Genomic DNA, 15,929 nt, shown 5'->3' on the forward strand with positions numbered 1-15,929 from the left:
AAACTGTCCTCAAGAAACTGCCTGCCGAGGATCTCCAGGCAGTACTGCAAGAATAAGGGTGCCAAAAAAGCGTATATGGCAGCGACTGAAATAGGTTTCAGATCCAATACGCCGCAAAGCATGCGCGCAAGGCTCGGGCAGGTACCCGAAGTGCTGGCACATTCTAATGGATGGTTTGAACGGTTTGATACTGTTTTGTACTAACTTGAACGAATTTGCGGGCGTTAGCGACGGTGCTGACTTGATCAGACCGGGTGGATAGCCCCGGTCGACGCCTCGAACCGTCTGCTTTCAGAGGCAGCGAGCAGTGGGTTGCTGCGTCCAGCGCTCGGCTGTGCCCGCGATTTTTTCGGCCAGTCGGGCTACCGCTTTCTGATGCGCGACGATCAGGCTTTCCATCCCTGTTCCCGCTTGTTCACGAATCACGCTGCTGCAGGTCAGGTTGGTACGTTTGCTGCCCGCAGTCGTGTCTCGCTGGGTCAGGGTCCACACCACATCGATCAAGGCATAGCTACCGGGTACCGACTCGAATCGCCGCACGTCGGTGCGAATCGACAGGATGGGCTGATCGCTGTTCTTGGGAATCCCAGCCATGTCGCGGCTGCCGAAACGACGTTCAAGCTGAGGTGTCAGTGCGTCATGGAACTCGTCGCCCAGCGGAGAGCCCCAGCGCTCGGTATCCAGGATTGCCAAACTGCCGTCACCCTGACGTACCACCAGCGGTGGCTGGTCGACCTGAACGGGCATGATCACCGGAAGCATTTCGAACTGAAATGGCGCGGGCTGACTGGCTGGCGCTGAATTCGACGCCATTGGCGCGATTAGCGTGTAGTAATGCGTCGGCGTCGAGGTGCAGGCGCTGATACCCAGCGCTGCGGTCAGTACTGCCAGTTTCAGGCGCAGGGTCATTGGTTGGGCTCCGCAATGGCTCGGGATGAAGAGGGGGCGTTGAACGAGCGTGGGGCAGCGTCGCCCGTACGGCCGCGTATCAACGATTCAGGATGGCGGCTGAGGAAGTCGGTCAATACACGTACCGAACGCGCAGTGCGTTGTACCTCATCCATTGCCTGGCCCAGTTGCTGACGTGCCGGCGAGTCTTCGGCAAACGAATCGTTGGCCGTACCAAGGGTTTTTTCGGCCTGCTGCAAAGTGCCACGCATTTGCGGCAATATGCTGCTGTTAACCTGCTTGAGCGTTTTCTGCAGTTCGCTCAAGCTGCCATTGAGGTTGTTTGCCAGTTGGTCGATGGGCAACTTGCTGAGTTTTTCGACGAACGCCTGCAATTGTTCCTGCAGTTTGTCGAAGCTGCCCGGCACGGTCGGAATTTCCAGCGGGCGCGCCTTGGCGTTAAACGGGACCTTTGGTGATTTGGGGTCAAACTCCATCGCGATGTAAAGCTGACCGGTCAGCAGGTTACCGTTACGGACCTGAGCGCGCAGCCCATTGGCCACGAAGGCGCCCAGCACTCTGGCCGATTGCTCTTCTTCGTCTCCCTTGCCGCCCAACTCCTTGAGCTTGGATTCGGCCGCGCCCAGACGCTTGGGATAGATGACCGCGCCGACAATGCCCGGGAAGCTCTTTGTGGCAGGGTCATAATCCAGGTCCACCGACACCACCTTACCGATGTTGACGCCCAGGAAGTCGACAGGCGAGTTGACCGTCAGACCGCGCAGCGATTGGTTGAAGCGCATGCGAATGTAGCGCGGCTCACCGTCCGGCGGTGCCAGCGCCGTGGCCTGGTCTTCGAATATCTTGAATTCGGCATTTTCGTCTGCCGGCTTCGACTCGGGACTCCAGTTGGGTTCGCGGAAGGCGACACCGCCGGAGATGATCGAGGTCAACGACTGGGTATTGATTTTGAGGCCCGACGCGCCCACGGTCACATCCACACCGCTGGCATTCCAGAAGCGAGTATCAGTGGTGATGTACTGGTCGTTGGGGGAACTGATAAAAATCTGGATGTCGACGCCACGGCCATCTTTGGACAGCTCATAACCCACCACCTGACCGACCTGAATGCGACGGAAATAGACGGGCGAGCCGATATCCAGCGACCCCAGGTCGTCGGTGTGCAGGGTGAAGCGCTTGCCTTTCTCGCCAAATGTCACTGGCGGCGGCGTCTCGAGCCCGGTGAAGTCAGTCTTGGTGTCTTTGGCGCTGCCAGCGTCTGCGCCGATGAACGCGCCTGACAGCAGCGTGTCCACACCCGATACCCCATGTGCGCCGATGCGCGGCCGTACGACCCAGTACTGGCTGTCGATACGGGTGAACGGATGCGCGGTGTTATTGAGTTCGATGGTGGCCAGCACGTGGGTGCGGTCGTCGCTTAGGGCGATGTCGGTCACCATGCCAATGACCACGTTCTTGTACTTGACCTGGGTCTTGTTCGCTTCAAGGCCTTCTGCGGTGAGAAAACTCACGGTTATCCTTGGCCCGATGTTCATCCAGTCGTGGAAGGCCATCGACAGGCCGATCAGCCCTGCCACGATGGGCACCAGCCAGATCAGTGAAATGCGCACTCGCCGACGCTGGACCTCGGGACGAGGCACCGAGGCAGAAGGGGGGAGGGTATTGTCAGACATCTTCAACCTCTGCGTCCCAGATAAGCCGGGGATCGAAACTCATGGCGGCGATCATCGTCATCACCACAACCAAACCAAAAAACAGGATGCCGATCCGGGGCTCGATGGTGCTCAGCTCACGAAACTGCACAAGGGATGCCACGAGGGCGACAACCAATACATCGAGCATCGACCAATAGCCGATCAGTTCAATGAACCGGTAAAGACGGGCGCGCTCGCGCATGGCCCAGCGGCTGCGGCGCTGGCAGGTGATCAGCAGCATGCCGAGCACCAGAAACTTGATGCACGGCACGACAACGCTGGCCACGAAAATCAGGATCGCGATGTCCCATGAGCCGCTTTCGAAAAATTCGATCACGCCACTCATGATGGTGTTCTGGCTGCTGTTGCCCAACAGGCTGGTGTACATAACCGGCAAGGTATTGGCCGGAATGTAGAAGATCAGTGCAGCGATCAGATAGGCCCAGGTCCGCTTGATGCTATTGGGCTTGCGTCGATGCACAGGCGAATCGCAACGCGGGCAACGGCTGGCGTCTTCCTGACAGGCATAGCCACAGGTGTGGCACAGGCACAGCTTGTGCTCGTGGGCGAAGGGAATGCCGTTCATTCAGGCTCGACTCCCAGTTCGTTCCACAGATCGCGGATACCCTTATTGGCTGTCAGCAGAATCAGCACCATCAGCATGGCCATTGCCCACAACCCCACGCCTGGGTGTACATCGAGCATGCCCGCCAGTTTGATGATCGCCACCAGAATGCCAAGCATGCAGACTTCCAGCATGCTCCACGGGCGCAGATGCTCCAGCGCGCGCATGCAGGCCTTGAAGCCCGGAGCGATGATGCCTCTGTTGGCATGCAGCAGCACCCAGAACAGCAGCGCGATTTGCAGTAATGGCGCAAAGATAATCGATATGCCCGCCACCAGCGCGATGATGGTAATACGCCCTTGGGCCAGCGCTTCGACCGACTGCCAGAGCGTAACCTCGTTGGTCAGGCCCTTCATGCTGATGCTGATGACTGGAAAAATATTGGCAAAGACGAAAAATATCGCGGCGGCAACGGTCAGGGCCAATAACTGCTCGACGGACATTCGTCGTCCCCTGCCCAGTACGGCTCGACAGCGGAGGCAGAATGCAGTTTCTCCGGGTTTCAGGGGCTGAGCTTCATACAACGAATCGCAGTGTTCGCAGATGATCAGATCCGTGGGATGGCTGGGGGAATGCACAGTACTCATCGACGCCGTTGATGCAGGTGTGTGGGTTGAAAATCAGAGGCTCGGAAAGATACCTCTTTATTGGTCTTGCAGTGTTTTTTTCTGTGCGCACTGCGGTGTTCATGCATGGCTGCAAGATTGACCATTGAGTTCAAGAGTGGTTCAGATGTCATCGGGCCATTATCTCGATAATGGCATTTGCAGCCAAGCCAGCGGCGGTCAGCGCGGTAGGTTGCTGAGCCACCCACCGTGCTGACCTTTACATTTCAGAGCTTTCCAGGCCGTGCCCGTTGTTTGAGGTAACCCAACAGTTGACGCGCTGCCTGGGGGACGTTGTGTTCATCGAAGGTCATGCAAATGGCTTTTGCGTCGTCTTCGATGGTGATCTCGTACTGATTCAAGTCTCGTCCGTCCTCGTTGAAGGCCTCGCCTGACTGATTCAACCCGCTGTCACTCACCAGCTTGTGCAATTGCTCCGCCTCAGGTTTGTCGAGGGTGGCGGTATCCACTTCACATCGCTTGATTGCACCTGCAAAGCCACCTGATTGCACCAGACAAACCTTCATCGCACCACCTCTTCAATGATTAGACCTTGACCCCGACCTTTTTCCAGGCTGCCTGAACGGCTTTTTTGGCGCTGGCACCGAAACGAGGGTCGCTGGCGACTTTGATGCTGATTCGGGCACAGTCGGCAAACTGGCTGTCCGAGGCCAGCTCCAGCATCGTTTCATACCAGATTCTGCCTGCCACTTCCCAGGCATTTCCGCCAAGCGCCTTGGCCACCAGGACGAATGCCCGGTTGGGAATGCCTGAGTTGATGTGTACGCCACCCCGGTCCTTGGCTCCGGTATACAGGTCGGCCATCGTCGCAGGTTGTGGGTCGTCGCCCAGATCCGGGTCATTGGCGTAGGCGGTGCCTGGTTTTTCCATGTCGCGGATGCCTCGACGGGTCGGGGCCGGGACCAGCAATTCCTTGCCCACCACCCAGTCGGACTCTTCGGCGCTGGTGCCTTCTTTCCATTGGCGAACCAGCATGCCGAAGACATCGGCAAAATGTTCGTTCAGGGCGCCGGACTGTCCGCGATAGTCCAGATTGGAGGTGAAGCTTTGCACGCCGTGGGTCAGCTCATGGCCAATGACTTCAAGGCTGCCTGTAAACCGCTTGAACACCAGGTCATCGCCGTCGCCATATGCCATCTGGCTGCCGTTCCAGTAAGCGTTGCTCAAGGGTACGTAATCGCCCTGAAAGTCGACTTCGGCAACATGCACGGTCGACACCAGCGCCATGCCCGCATCATCCAGGGAGTTGCGCTCGAACAACTGCTCATAGAAATCGTAGACGTCACCCGAGCCGTCATAGGCTTCATCGGTGGCCTTGTCACCAGTGGCTGGCTGGCCTTCGGAGCGCACTACCTTGCCAGGAAGCTGATCCGTGCCTTGGGCGTCGTGAATCATTCGATGCTTTGTGCCGCTCGGCGACTTCACTGCGTGCATGGAAGGCATGGTTCGGGCCGTCAGGCGTGAGGCCAGGAATGCGGAACTGCCGGTCAGGTTGGCAATGGCGCGGGCACTGATGCTTGCTTGGGGCGACTGCGCCATATGCTCAAGCATGTAAGGCGGAATGAAGCATTGCAGGGGATGTCTATCGCACATGTGAAACTCCTGTAGTAATGCACCGATGGCGGCAAGCTATCGATCAACATGGTCGCAGGGGGTTTGACAGGTGGATGGCGGCTTTTATGCAAAAGAAATATTTGATTACATGATGATCGGTATTCGGGTTCTCGATCCTGATCGCTGATACTCAGCCGGGCCGGGCGTTTGCTGGCTATCGGGCGGGCCTGCGTCACCTCGACACAGTTGCTCGATTCGCGAACCGGGAGTGCTAGACTCGCGCCACTTCAGACGAGGAGCAGACTTTCGTGCGCAAGACGGTAATGATGATGGCAGTGCTGGCACTTGCCGGATGCGATGCAGGCAACTCTCGGGCGCCTGCCAGGGAAAAGACGGCGGATACGGTCCAGACCGCGCCGGTTTCAGGCCCTCAATGGTTCATCCAGATGAACTCCAGAGAGGCTGTCAGCGACACCAGTGCCTGGCTTCTTGAGCGTCACTACTCGCCCATCATCGTGACGATAGACGCAAAGCAGCAGATGCTGATCGGTCCTTTCCAGAGCGAGGCTGAGGCCGAAGAACAACGGGTGGCGTTGCAAGCCAAGGTCAGTAAATCGCATCGTTTTGCCGAGCCGTCCGTGGTGCAGTACAGCCGCTGATCCCGGATCGAACAAAAAGGGCGTGTTCGCTATGCAGCGATCACGCCCTTTTAGTTATGCGGTAACGATCAACGACGACCCAGCAGCAACCCTACCACCAGGCCAAAGCCTGCGGAGATGGCAACGGTCTGCCAAGGGTGACCGCCGATGTAGGTTTCGGTCGCGTCCACCACAGGCTTGGTGCGGTCGCGCACGCTTGCCATCGAATCCAGTGCCTGCTTGAGCTTGAGGCTCAACTGCGCACGCAGCGTCTCTGCGTCTTCGCCCACCAGTGCTGCGCTGTCCTTGAGCAGCTTGTCGGATTCTTCGATCAGTGCCTGCAAATCGCTGAAAGCCTGATCCTTGATCTGATCGGCAGCATTTTGGGCAGAGGTCTTGCGAGCCATGGCATTTTCCTTTCAAGTGATGGCAATAGTGATCAATGGAGTCTCCGCCTTTGTGAAAAGTTGCACCGGCGTGAACGACCTGACGCAGGGCTCTGCAAAAAAAGTCCCTTGCGGGTGTAAGATGCAGCCGTTTTTAGTCGTAGGTGAACGTTATGAGTTTCAATCTGGCCAATCGGCCCCTTCCTGAACGCGCCGCTATCGAAGATGAAAAATCCCGTCTGTTCGATCTCTGGCAGAGCAATCTGGGCAAGGCCAAAGGCGAGGCGGCTCGACTGATGGGCGAGCGTGCCAAGCGCAAGGGCAAATGGTCCGAGTGGGTTCGCTCCGAGCTGGATACGATGAGTCCGCCGGAGTACGCCAATATGGTGCGCAGTGAGGTCAATCGTTTGATGGCCGCTGCGAAGTAACACGCCTCATCCAGCTTTCGCCCTTACCAGGGATCGCCTTCTGCCTGCCTCAGGTCCAGCGTGCCGCTGTCCCTGAAACGCATTGTTCCGAACAGCCCGCCGGCCAGTTTGCCGCGCAGGGTGTAAGGCAGGTTGTCTAGGCGCTGCGTCTGGCTGAGACCCAGCGCCTGGCGCAGTGCCGCAAAGGCCGAAACGCTGACTGGCACGACCAGCACTGCCTCCGAAAACGAGCCGATGGAGCCGTGCTGGTTGCTGACGCCTGATGCCAGCAATCTACCGTTCACATCTAGGTCCAAGGCCACGCCGCTGTAGTCAATGGCCGTCTCGTTCGGATTCTGCAGACGCAGCTTGACTGCCATGCGCAACTCAAGCCCCTGACCCGGCAACGGGTCTATGCCCACGACGCTGATCGTCAGCGGATCGCGATTGGGCAGCAGCGTGCAGGCGCTCAATGCCAGTATCAGCAGGCCCGAAAGCACCAGGCGTAGGGGATGTCGCAACATTATCGGGTTCCTCGTTGGCGCTTCAGTCACCTTCAGACCGCAGGCCCGTCAAGAGATTCGCAGGCCTGTGCAAGGCCTGCCCGATGGCCTTGCTGATCCAACGCCTGTGTGGATACCCGCTAATCTGCCTGTTTCAACCATTGCGTCGTCCTGCGCGGAGGTTGATGATTTCAGCCATCCAATAACAACAAGACTGGAGATAGCCATGTCCATCGATAGGACACCCCCTCAGAAAGACCCTGTCGTCATCGTCAGCGCTGCCCGCACGCCTATGGGTGGCTTCCAGGGCGATTTGCAAAGCCTGAGTGCCACCCGCTTGGGCTCATTGACCATCGGTGCCGTCGTGGAGCGTGCCGGTATTGATCCGCACGATGTCGACGAAGTGCTGTTCGGTTGCGTATTGCCGGCAGGCCTTGGTCAGGCCCCGGCCAGGCAGGCCGCGCTGGGTGCCGGGCTTGGTAAAGGCACGCTCTGTACCACCGTCAACAAAATGTGCGGCTCAGGAATGCAGACCACCATGCTGGCCCACGATCTGCTGATGACCGGCAGTGCCACTGTGATCGTGGCGGGCGGGATGGAAAGCATGTCCAACGCGCCTTATCTGCTGGACCGCGCCCGAGGCGGCTATCGCATGGGGCACGGCCGGGTGCTGGATCACATGTTTCTCGACGGCCTGGAGGACGCCTATGAGCCGGGTCGACTGATGGGCACGTACGCCGAAGACTGTGCGCAAAAAAACGGCTTCAGCCGGGAGGCTCAGGACGCGTTTGCCATTGCGTCGCTGACGCGCGCCCAGCAGGCCATTTCGGATGGGCACTTCGACGCCGAGATCATTCCTGTCGAGGTGACTGTCGGCAAGGAGCAGCGCCTGATCACCCATGATGAACAGCCTCCCAAAGCGCGGCTGGACAAGATTCCTCTACTCAAGCCTGCCTTTCGCGAGGGCGGAACCGTGACGGCGGCCAACGCCAGTTCTATTTCCGACGGTGCCGCCGCGCTGTTGATGATGCGCGAGTCTGAAGCCAGGCGTCGGGGTCTGAAATCATTGGCAATCATTCATGGGCATAGCGCCTTTGCCGACGAGCCGGGCCTGTTCCCTACGGCACCCATAGGGGCTATCAAACGCTTGCTTGGCAAGACAGGCTGGACGGTGGACGAGGTTGATCTGTTCGAAATCAACGAGGCCTTTGCCGTCGTGCCGCTGATCGCGATGAGCAATCTTGAAATCCCTCATCACAAGGTCAACGTCAATGGCGGCGCGTGCGCTTTGGGGCATCCGATCGGTGCGTCTGGCGCGCGCATCATCGTGACCTTGTTGGCAGCCTTGCGCCGACGGCAGCTCAGGCGCGGTGTGGCCGCCATCTGCATCGGCGGCGGAGAAGCAACTGCGATAGCGGTTGAGCTAGTGAATTAGCGTTACAGAACAGATAGTCATGTGATTTTGTTAACTTGATCTATAAAGTATTTGGGTTTTTAACTTATAAAACAAAAAGGATATTAATCAATGGATTACGAAACAATCCTGAGAGAGGTTAGAGGTAAGGTTGGACTGATTACGCTGAACAGGCCGCAGGCGTTGAATGCGCTGAATGCCCGGTTGATTGACGAATTGAACCACGCACTCGACGCGCTTGATGCCGACCCGGCCATTGGGTGCATCGTGCTGACGGGCTCCGAAAAGGCCTTCGCCGCCGGGGCCGATATCAAGGAAATGGTCGACCTGACGTACCCTCAGATCTATCTGGATGACCTGTTTCGCGAAAGCGACCGGGTGGCCGCTCGGCGTAAACCGATGATTGCGGCGGTGGCCGGTTTTGCCTTGGGCGGCGGCTGTGAACTGGCGCTGATGTGCGATTTCATTCTGGCGGCCGACAATGCCCGATTCGGACAGCCGGAAATCAATCTCGGCGTATTGCCAGGCATGGGCGGCACCCAGCGGCTGACGCGTGCGGTCGGCAAAGCCAAGGCGATGGAGATGTGCCTGACCGGCCGCCTGATCGATGCTCATGAAGCCGAGCGTGCAGGGATGGTGTCGCGGGTTCTGCCATTGGCTGAGCTACTGGACGAGGCGCTTAAGGCAGCCGCCAGCATTGCCGAGAAGTCCTTGCCCATCGCCATGATGGTCAAGGAGAGCGTCAACCGTGCCTTTGAGGTCAGTCTGGCCGAAGGCATCCGTTTCGAGCGCCGGGTCTTTCACGCGGCCTTTGCAAGCCGCGATCAGAAAGAAGGCATGCAGGCGTTCATCGAAAAGCGGCCTGCCGTCTTTACGGACGGCTGAGGGTCAATGCGTCGCGCTGCTGCTGCGTCCAGTTCTGCTGGAAGTAGGCGTGCAGCGCAACGCACTCGCCAGGGTGTACCAGCCACAGGTGGTGCGGCGTTTTGCGGTACTCCTCTGCCAGTCGCTTGCGGTCGGTTTCGCACAGACCCAGGTAACCCAAGTCATCAGTGGTTCCGTCGAACAGGAAATGTTCCGCTTCCAGACGAGCCAAGTGATGCAGCCCCGGTTCGCGCATCCGCACGATGTACCAGATCCGCCCGGCCAGTGGCTCGCCTTGCAGCCCTGGCAGGCGGGTCAGGCGCAGATCGCCAATCGCCGTATCCATTCGATCCGGGACCTGTGGAGAAATTACCTGGCGTGTGGCGTTGCCCAGCACCGAAATGCTGTGCGCCATCAATTTCGGCTCAGTCTGCCCCCCTGTGATCTTTAGACCCTCATCTGATTCGATACGCAATTGTTGGCCGGAACGCAGGTGGACATAGACCGGTGATTCGATCGCTATGCCCTCAAGGTGCACCTGCGTTCCGGGCGTTGGACTGGTTTTTCCCAGAGGGCCGCAGATGACCGGTCGGTCTGGATCATTGTCCAGGTGTGCGACCACGACCCGAGTGCCTGCCCGCAGCCGGGCGACCGGTCGGGCATCGCTGCACATCACTTGGGCCAGAGGCCAGCGCTCCAATGGCGGGCTCGACACCGATGTTTTCTGCCAGTCGAACCGGATTGGCCGCAATCCCTGCACGTCGGCATCAGCCTCGACGACCAGTGCCTGGGGCATGAGCGTTGCGCTGTGCAGGCCGTAGATCTTCGGTTTGGGGTGTTTGATCGAGGGGCGGAAGGCCATCGCCCAAGGCATCATCTTCATGCGGTTCATGTAGGCAGTGCCGGGTTTATAACCGACATGAGACGACCAGTCCTCCTCGGTAGGCAACGCGTCGATGATTGCTGCGATGTCGTGCGGGTCCACACCTTCCAGCGCCTGCAACTGTCTGCTCGCGTGGCGTACCTCGATCAGCAGCCACTGATCATTGAGCAGCGGCTCGGGGTGATCGAGTACCTGCATGATTTCGCCGCTGCACAGCCCCGGCTGATGGCTGTAACCCCGAAAGTCCCGTTGCTCGCAGCGCAGGCGCTCCAGCTGCCGTGCGCTGCGTTGCTGCCGCCAGACCGCCGTCTGATCGGTGGTGCGCTGGGAGGCATGCGCCTCTGAATCGTTGGTTGCACCTGCATCATGTGGCCTGCGTCGCTCGATGTTTTTGCAAAGGCGTGTGCTGGCCATCAGCCGGCGTCGGTCCGGCCGTGGAATCCGGGCGGATCGCTGTTCAGCGAAATGCGCGAGCGTGGGCGAGTGGGTGTGCGAATCCTGCCCGGCGCGGAAATGCATGGGCGCCTGCTGCTCGGGAAAACTGACCGGATCATCGGAAAACACCAACACATGACGATCGGGCGTGTGCTCGAACCGAAAGTGAATGCCTTCTTCCTCGCACAGGCGCTGCAGAAGGTGCAAATCGCTTTCATCGTACTGGATACACACTGCTCGAAGGGGATAGACCCCTGTCATGTGCTCAAAACGGTAAGCGTCGGTATCCAGGCCGTGACTTTCAAGCAATTGAACGATCAACTGTGGCGCGCTCATCTCATGGTAAGCCCGGCGGCGGACGTGGAGTGCCAGCGTCTGCAGTGCAGGCATCAGCACCAGACGGCAATGCTTCACACCTCGGCCGGTGTAAATCTCGATTGCATGCTGAATCAGGCCGTGTATGCCCTGGCCGCAGGAACACATGCTCAAAAAGGCACTGCGGCCAATCAGGTTGCTTGGGTCAAGCGCCGCGTCGGTGCTGATCAGATCGATGTCGAAGCTGTACACTTCGTTCAAGGCGTCCAGCCCGGTGAAGCGGATGACACGCAGATCCATCTGGCTGTCGGCAATCGCCAGTGTCACTGGCATTTGCGGGTCATTGCACATCTTCAGGCGCTCCCACCTTGAGGTTCAAGAGGGGAAGGGTACGAAATGCATGGGGGCAATAGCATCGTTGCAAGGTTTTTCAGAAAAGGACTACACGACGAAGTGTGAGCCAGATCATTGTTCGATGCCGAATCAGCAGGCATGGTAACCGGTTCAATCCTGGGTCCAGGTTCCGGCGGGGGTTTCATCTGGCGAGATCGGGTATAAAATGCGCCGCGCCGGAGGTGTCGTCGCCGGTCATCCTATTTTTAACGTCTTGCCAGGTCGTGCCTGTTTGCGGGCCACCGGGCGAAACGCACATTGAATCAAGAGAGCAGACATGGGCGCACAGTGGAAGGTCAAGCATAAAGAAGCGGCAGCCAACGCCAAGGGACGTACGTTCGGCAAGCTGTCCAAGGAGATCATGATCGCTGCCCGTGCAGGCGCCGACCCGGACATGAACTCGCGGCTGCGACTGGTGGTTGAGCAGGCCAAAAAAGCCTCCATGCCGCGTGAAACGCTTGAGCGTGCCATCAAGAAGGGCGCGGGCCTGTTGGGCGAAAGCGTCAACTTCGAACGCTTGACGTACGAAGGCTTCGCCCCGCATCGCGTGCCGGTGATCGTCGAGTGCCTGACAGACAACATCAACCGTACCGTGTCGGAAATTCGTGTGTTGTTTCGCAAAGGCCAGTTGGGCGCGGCCGGTTCGGTGTCGTGGGATTTTCATTACCAAGGCATGATCGAAGCCGTGCCAGTGTCGCCAGACGCAGACCCGGACGAAGCGGCTATTGAAGCCGGTGCCCAGGACTGTGAAGCGGGCGAAGAGGGTGCAACCCTGTTCCTGACCGAGCCTACCGACATGGACGCTGTCTGCAAAAAGCTGCCCGAATTCGGTTTTACCGTGCAGTCCGCTCAATTGGGCTATCGCCCGAAAAGCACGGTGGATGGCCTGAGCGAAGAACAGATGGCAGAAGTCGAGGCCTTTCTTGAGGCCATCGACAACCATGACGACGTTCAGAACGTCTATGTAGGTCTGGCGGGCTGACCCTCGCAGTTGTGCGGCAGGGGCGCCTCAGGCGCTCCATGCCACTAAGGCTTGATGCACCTCTTGAAGTAGCGGTCTGCTACTGCAATCAGCCTGGGTGCAGCGCTCTGCCAGTGTTTTCAGTGCATCGATGAGCGCCAGCTCTTCGCCGGATGCATCACAACGCTCCAGCAGCTCCCCCAGCAAGATACCGAACGCCCGTGTTTCGATGCGCTCCAGCGCCTGTGCGACAGATGCCGAGGGATGGAAAGACGCCGCTCCGAAATCGCTGAGCAGGCAGTTGCCGTCGCTCTGCCAAAGGATGTTGTGGCCGTACAGGTCGCCGTGCGTAATGCCGAGGGCGTGCAGGTGGGCCATGACGGACGCGATACCGGTGGCCAGGCGTAACAGGACGGGCGGCGTGAAGCGAGTGCGGTCGGCATAGACATCGCGGCTGCACGAATCCAGGCTGGGTGGGCCCGCGAGGTTGGTGAATTGCGGCGCTATCAACGCCATCACCAGGCCCCGTTGTTGCGCAGGGTGTTCGGCGATTTGCCCCAGCACCTCAATCAGGTGCGTATGACGACCGGCTGCAATGCAGGCGGCCATTTCATTGAGGGGGGATCCATCGCTGGTCACGCTGCCTTTGTACAGCTTGACCGCAACCGTTCGCGTCTGTCCCTCGTGCTGCCAGTTCGCTTGCTGAATGACGCCGGACGCACCTTCTCCCAGGCGCTGCTGCAAGTCGAGGTGCTGCCAGGGGATTTGTAGGGCTGGCAGGTCGCTGCGCGCCAGGCAAAACGGGTTGTCCGCGTAGGCGAGCCAGGCGAGGGCGGGCAATTGCAATAGCCACTGGGGCAGGGCTTGCAGCCGGTTCGCTGCGATGCGGATCAGTTCGAGCTTGTGGCAGTCGGCTAGCGTCAAGGGCAGCGTTTGCAACCGGTTGCCCGCCAGCATCAGCTTTTGCAGATCAGGACGACGGCCCAACTCATCGGGCAGGGACTCGATCCGGTTATCGGTCAGAATCAGCCAGCGCAGACGTGGCGGCAATGCCGAGGCGCTGACCTGTTCGATGCGATTGGCTTTGAAGCCGACGATGCGCAACTGTTCGCATTGGCCGATGCACTCCGGCAGCTGCGTGAAGGCGTTATCGGACCCGAACAAGACTTGCAGGCGGCTCAGTCGATGCAGATCGTCCGGCAGGCTGCTCAGCGCGTTGCCGCTCAGGTTGAGGACTTCCAGCGTGTCGGCCAGATCGAAGATCTCTGGCGGAAACTCGCTCAGTGCGCAGGAGAGATCAAGACGCCGGATGCCCGCCAGTTTGCCAGCGCGCAGATCTGCGAGGGTATGCATGAGAGTCGATTCAATCAGTAGCCAGACAAGGCGCGCATCATAGCGAGAGTTCGTGCGGCTGGCCGCAGATATCGGCGCTTACGGCAGGCAACGTTCTACCCATCGGTGCACGGCGGCGAGGGTTGGCGGCGATTCGGAGTACAGAATCCGGTAAATCATGGGCGCGACGATGGCATCGATCAACTCATCGGCTATGGGTGACGGCTCGTGGCGACTCGCGGCGCGGTCGATGATGGTCTGCAACTGGTCGCGCACGATCGACGCGCACTTTCCGGAGCAATTGGACGTGCTCGCGGCGACGTCGCGCATCATCTCGCGGCCTGGAGCCGACGACATTTCATCCAAGTACATTTCGCTCCAGGTCATCAGGTCCTGGCGCAAGCTGCCGCGATCGATGGGCTCGTCCGGGCGCAAGCGCTCGACGGCGACATCGGCCAACAGGCTGGTCAGGTCGCCCCAGCGTCGATAGATCGTGGAGGGTGTCACGCCAGCGCGAGCGGCGATCATGGGCACACTCAACGACGCGCGCTCCAGTTCGAGCAATAGGTCGCGAACGGCGCGGTGAATCGATTCCTGCACACGGGCGCTGCGGCCTCCGGTGCGTACTGCTTCTTTGATAGCCATACGGCGGACCTTAACACAAAGTATTTGCTTTAAGAGGTGGTCGGTAGCACACTCCGCAAAAGCTAATTCGTTGCTTTAAAAAGATGTATCAGTGGAGAGTGTACCCATGTCCCTTCCGTTACAGAACCCGCAGCCCGATAGTCGGGCGCACAGTCATCTGGGTTTTCTGGCGTTCACGACCCTGTGTTTTTTCGCCGCTTCCAGCACGCCTACGCCGCTTTACCACCTGTATCAGGAAGCGTGGGGTTTTTCTTCGGGGGTGCTGACGCTGATCTTTGCCGTGTATGCATTCAGTCTGCTTGCGGCGTTGCTGATGGGGGGATCGCTGTCCGACCACCTGGGGCGTCGCCCGGTGATTCTCGCCGCATTGCTGATGCAGATTCTCTCGATGCTGTCGTTCATTTTCGCCGTGGATGTGACCTGGCTGGTCATGGCGCGCCTGTTACAGGGTTTCGCAACCGGGCTGGCCGCCAGCGCGCTCGGTGCTGCGCTGCTGGACAGCGATCAGGCAAAAGGGCCGTTGATCAACAGCATTTCCCCGATGCTGGGCATGGCGGTTGGTGCGCTGGGCACCGCGCTGCTGGTGCAATTCGCGCCGCATCCCCTGTTGCTCGCGTATTGCGTACTGCTGGCCGCGTTTGTGGTTCAGGTGCTTTATCTGAAACGAGTCCCCGAAACCGTCAGCCCGCAACCAGGCGCGTGGCAATCCCTTAAACCGTCGCTGCATGTGCCGGCACAAGCCCGGCGAATGCTGTGGCTGGTGCTGCCCGTTGATATCGCGGCGTGGGCGTTGGGCGGCTTCTTTCTGTCATTGAGCCCGTCATTGCTGGCGGCTGCCACCGGCTCGACGTCGCCGCTGGACGGAGGGTTTGCGGTCGCGGCGCTGACGCTCAGCGGTGCCTTGGCCATTCTGACCTTGCGTCAAAGGGCACCTGAACTCGGCCTATGGGTGGGCGCAAGCTTCATGGCGGCGGGCGTTGCGATCATTTTGCTGGCCGTCAACACAGGCGTGCTCTGGCTATTCTTTGGCGGCGCGGTGGTGGCGGGAATTGGCTTTGGATCAAGTTTTCTCGGGGCGCTGCGCATGCTTATGCCGCTGGCCCATGCTCACGAGCGCGCAGGCCTGATGTCGGCCTTTCTGGTGCTCAGCTACCTGGCATTCTGCATGCCGGCACTCGCCGCTGGATTCGCTGCCCGTTCGTACGGTCTGGTGATGACCAGTAATGTTTACGGCGCGGTCGTTATCGTGCTGGCGCTGATGGCGTTGGCAGGGTTAGGGGTGCGTCGTTCTTCCAGCGTGGTTTGTGCCGCCGCACCTTGAGCATGTGCCACGTTGAGCAGTAAA

At 59.3% G+C, this 15,929-nt stretch carries 17 protein-coding genes; 6 read left to right on the forward strand and 11 right to left on the reverse strand.

The window, feature by feature from the left end; translation table 11 throughout:
* Positions 1 to 291 precede the first annotated feature (291 nt).
* The 6 genes from ALP40_RS05335 to ALP40_RS05360 form a co-directional block, all read right to left on the reverse strand.
* Positions 292 to 909 carry a membrane integrity-associated transporter subunit PqiC gene (locus ALP40_RS05335; protein ID WP_122207221.1) on the reverse strand — a complete coding sequence of 206 codons (618 nt, stop codon included), beginning with the start codon at positions 907 to 909 and terminating at the stop codon, positions 292 to 294.
* Positions 906 to 2,582: an intermembrane transport protein PqiB gene (locus ALP40_RS05340; protein ID WP_122207222.1), complete on the reverse strand. Its 1,677-nt coding sequence runs from the start codon at positions 2,580 to 2,582 to the stop codon at positions 906 to 908. The genes ALP40_RS05335 and ALP40_RS05340 overlap by 4 nt, the downstream gene beginning before the upstream one ends.
* Entirely contained in the window at positions 2,575 to 3,189 is a 615-nt protein-coding gene (locus ALP40_RS05345) for a paraquat-inducible protein A (protein WP_122207223.1), read from the reverse strand. Before ALP40_RS05345 ends, ALP40_RS05340 begins: the two co-directional genes overlap by 8 nt.
* On the reverse strand, positions 3,186 to 3,815 hold the full coding sequence (locus ALP40_RS05350) for a paraquat-inducible protein A (RefSeq protein ID WP_122207224.1): 630 nt from the start codon (positions 3,813 to 3,815) through the stop codon (positions 3,186 to 3,188). Before ALP40_RS05350 ends, ALP40_RS05345 begins: the two co-directional genes overlap by 4 nt.
* A 245-nt stretch (positions 3,816 to 4,060) precedes the next feature.
* Positions 4,061 to 4,360, reverse strand: a complete 300-nt coding sequence (locus tag ALP40_RS05355) for a protealysin inhibitor emfourin (protein ID WP_122207225.1) — start codon at positions 4,358 to 4,360, stop codon at positions 4,061 to 4,063.
* 19 nt (positions 4,361 to 4,379) lie between these two features.
* The gene (locus ALP40_RS05360) at positions 4,380 to 5,447 is read right to left on the reverse strand and encodes a M4 family metallopeptidase (RefSeq protein ID WP_122207226.1); all 1,068 of its coding nucleotides are present in this window, start codon (positions 5,445 to 5,447) and stop codon (positions 4,380 to 4,382) included.
* 269 nt (positions 5,448 to 5,716) lie between these two features.
* Here ALP40_RS05360 and ALP40_RS05365 point away from each other — a divergent pair, with 269 nt between their 5' ends.
* Positions 5,717 to 6,067, forward strand: coding sequence for a hypothetical protein (locus ALP40_RS05365; RefSeq protein WP_181112757.1), 351 nt, complete (start codon positions 5,717 to 5,719; stop codon positions 6,065 to 6,067).
* A 68-nt stretch (positions 6,068 to 6,135) separates the two neighbouring features.
* Here the strand turns inward: ALP40_RS05365 and ALP40_RS05370 are convergent, their stop codons facing one another.
* Complete coding sequence (locus ALP40_RS05370; RefSeq protein WP_083180928.1) at positions 6,136 to 6,453, reverse strand: YqjD family protein; 318 nt, start codon at positions 6,451 to 6,453, stop codon at positions 6,136 to 6,138.
* Between the two features lie 152 nt (positions 6,454 to 6,605).
* On the opposite strand from ALP40_RS05370, the gene ALP40_RS05375 reads away from it, so the two are divergent.
* Positions 6,606 to 6,860 (forward strand): hypothetical protein, encoded by a 255-nt coding sequence (locus ALP40_RS05375; RefSeq protein WP_004882073.1) that lies wholly within the window; start codon positions 6,606 to 6,608, stop codon positions 6,858 to 6,860.
* Positions 6,861 to 6,883: 23 nt separating this feature from the next.
* Here ALP40_RS05375 and ALP40_RS05380 read toward each other — a convergent pair whose 3' ends face one another.
* Entirely contained in the window at positions 6,884 to 7,363 is a 480-nt protein-coding gene (locus tag ALP40_RS05380; protein ID WP_122207227.1) for an LEA type 2 family protein, read from the reverse strand.
* 205 nt (positions 7,364 to 7,568) lie between these two features.
* On the opposite strand from ALP40_RS05380, the gene ALP40_RS05385 reads away from it, so the two are divergent.
* Together ALP40_RS05385 and ALP40_RS05390 are read left to right on the forward strand one after the other, a co-directional pair.
* Positions 7,569 to 8,777 carry an acetyl-CoA C-acyltransferase gene (locus ALP40_RS05385; protein WP_122207228.1) on the forward strand — a complete coding sequence of 403 codons (1,209 nt, stop codon included), beginning with the start codon at positions 7,569 to 7,571 and terminating at the stop codon, positions 8,775 to 8,777.
* A 90-nt stretch (positions 8,778 to 8,867) separates the two neighbouring features.
* On the forward strand, positions 8,868 to 9,641 hold the full coding sequence (locus tag ALP40_RS05390; RefSeq protein WP_122207229.1) for an enoyl-CoA hydratase: 774 nt from the start codon (positions 8,868 to 8,870) through the stop codon (positions 9,639 to 9,641).
* Here the strand turns inward: ALP40_RS05390 and ALP40_RS05395 are convergent.
* Positions 9,628 to 11,586 (reverse strand): type VI secretion system Vgr family protein, encoded by a 1,959-nt coding sequence (locus ALP40_RS05395; protein ID WP_183135994.1) that lies wholly within the window; start codon positions 11,584 to 11,586, stop codon positions 9,628 to 9,630. The two genes, ALP40_RS05390 and ALP40_RS05395, sit on opposite strands and share 14 nt — an antisense overlap.
* A 337-nt stretch (positions 11,587 to 11,923) precedes the next feature.
* On the opposite strand from ALP40_RS05395, the gene ALP40_RS05400 reads away from it, so the two are divergent.
* The gene (locus ALP40_RS05400; RefSeq protein ID WP_122207231.1) at positions 11,924 to 12,628 is read left to right on the forward strand and encodes a YebC/PmpR family DNA-binding transcriptional regulator; all 705 of its coding nucleotides are present in this window, start codon (positions 11,924 to 11,926) and stop codon (positions 12,626 to 12,628) included.
* Between the two features lie 27 nt (positions 12,629 to 12,655).
* Here the strand turns inward: ALP40_RS05400 and ALP40_RS05405 are convergent, their stop codons facing one another.
* Both ALP40_RS05405 and ALP40_RS05410 read right to left on the reverse strand, forming a co-directional pair.
* The gene (locus ALP40_RS05405) at positions 12,656 to 13,960 is read right to left on the reverse strand and encodes a leucine-rich repeat-containing protein kinase family protein (protein ID WP_122207232.1); all 1,305 of its coding nucleotides are present in this window, start codon (positions 13,958 to 13,960) and stop codon (positions 12,656 to 12,658) included.
* A 78-nt stretch (positions 13,961 to 14,038) separates the two neighbouring features.
* Positions 14,039 to 14,584, reverse strand: coding sequence for a TetR/AcrR family transcriptional regulator (locus ALP40_RS05410; RefSeq protein WP_122207233.1), 546 nt, complete (start codon positions 14,582 to 14,584; stop codon positions 14,039 to 14,041).
* 106 nt (positions 14,585 to 14,690) lie between these two features.
* Between ALP40_RS05410 and ALP40_RS05415 the strand changes: the two genes are divergently transcribed.
* Positions 14,691 to 15,905, forward strand: coding sequence for an MFS transporter (locus ALP40_RS05415; RefSeq protein WP_122207234.1), 1,215 nt, complete (start codon positions 14,691 to 14,693; stop codon positions 15,903 to 15,905).
* The last annotated feature ends 24 nt before the right edge of the window (positions 15,906 to 15,929 follow it).

Source organism: Pseudomonas viridiflava (assembly GCF_003702045.1).
In the GTDB taxonomy this organism is placed as follows: domain Bacteria; phylum Pseudomonadota; class Gammaproteobacteria; order Pseudomonadales; family Pseudomonadaceae; genus Aquipseudomonas; species Aquipseudomonas viridiflava_C.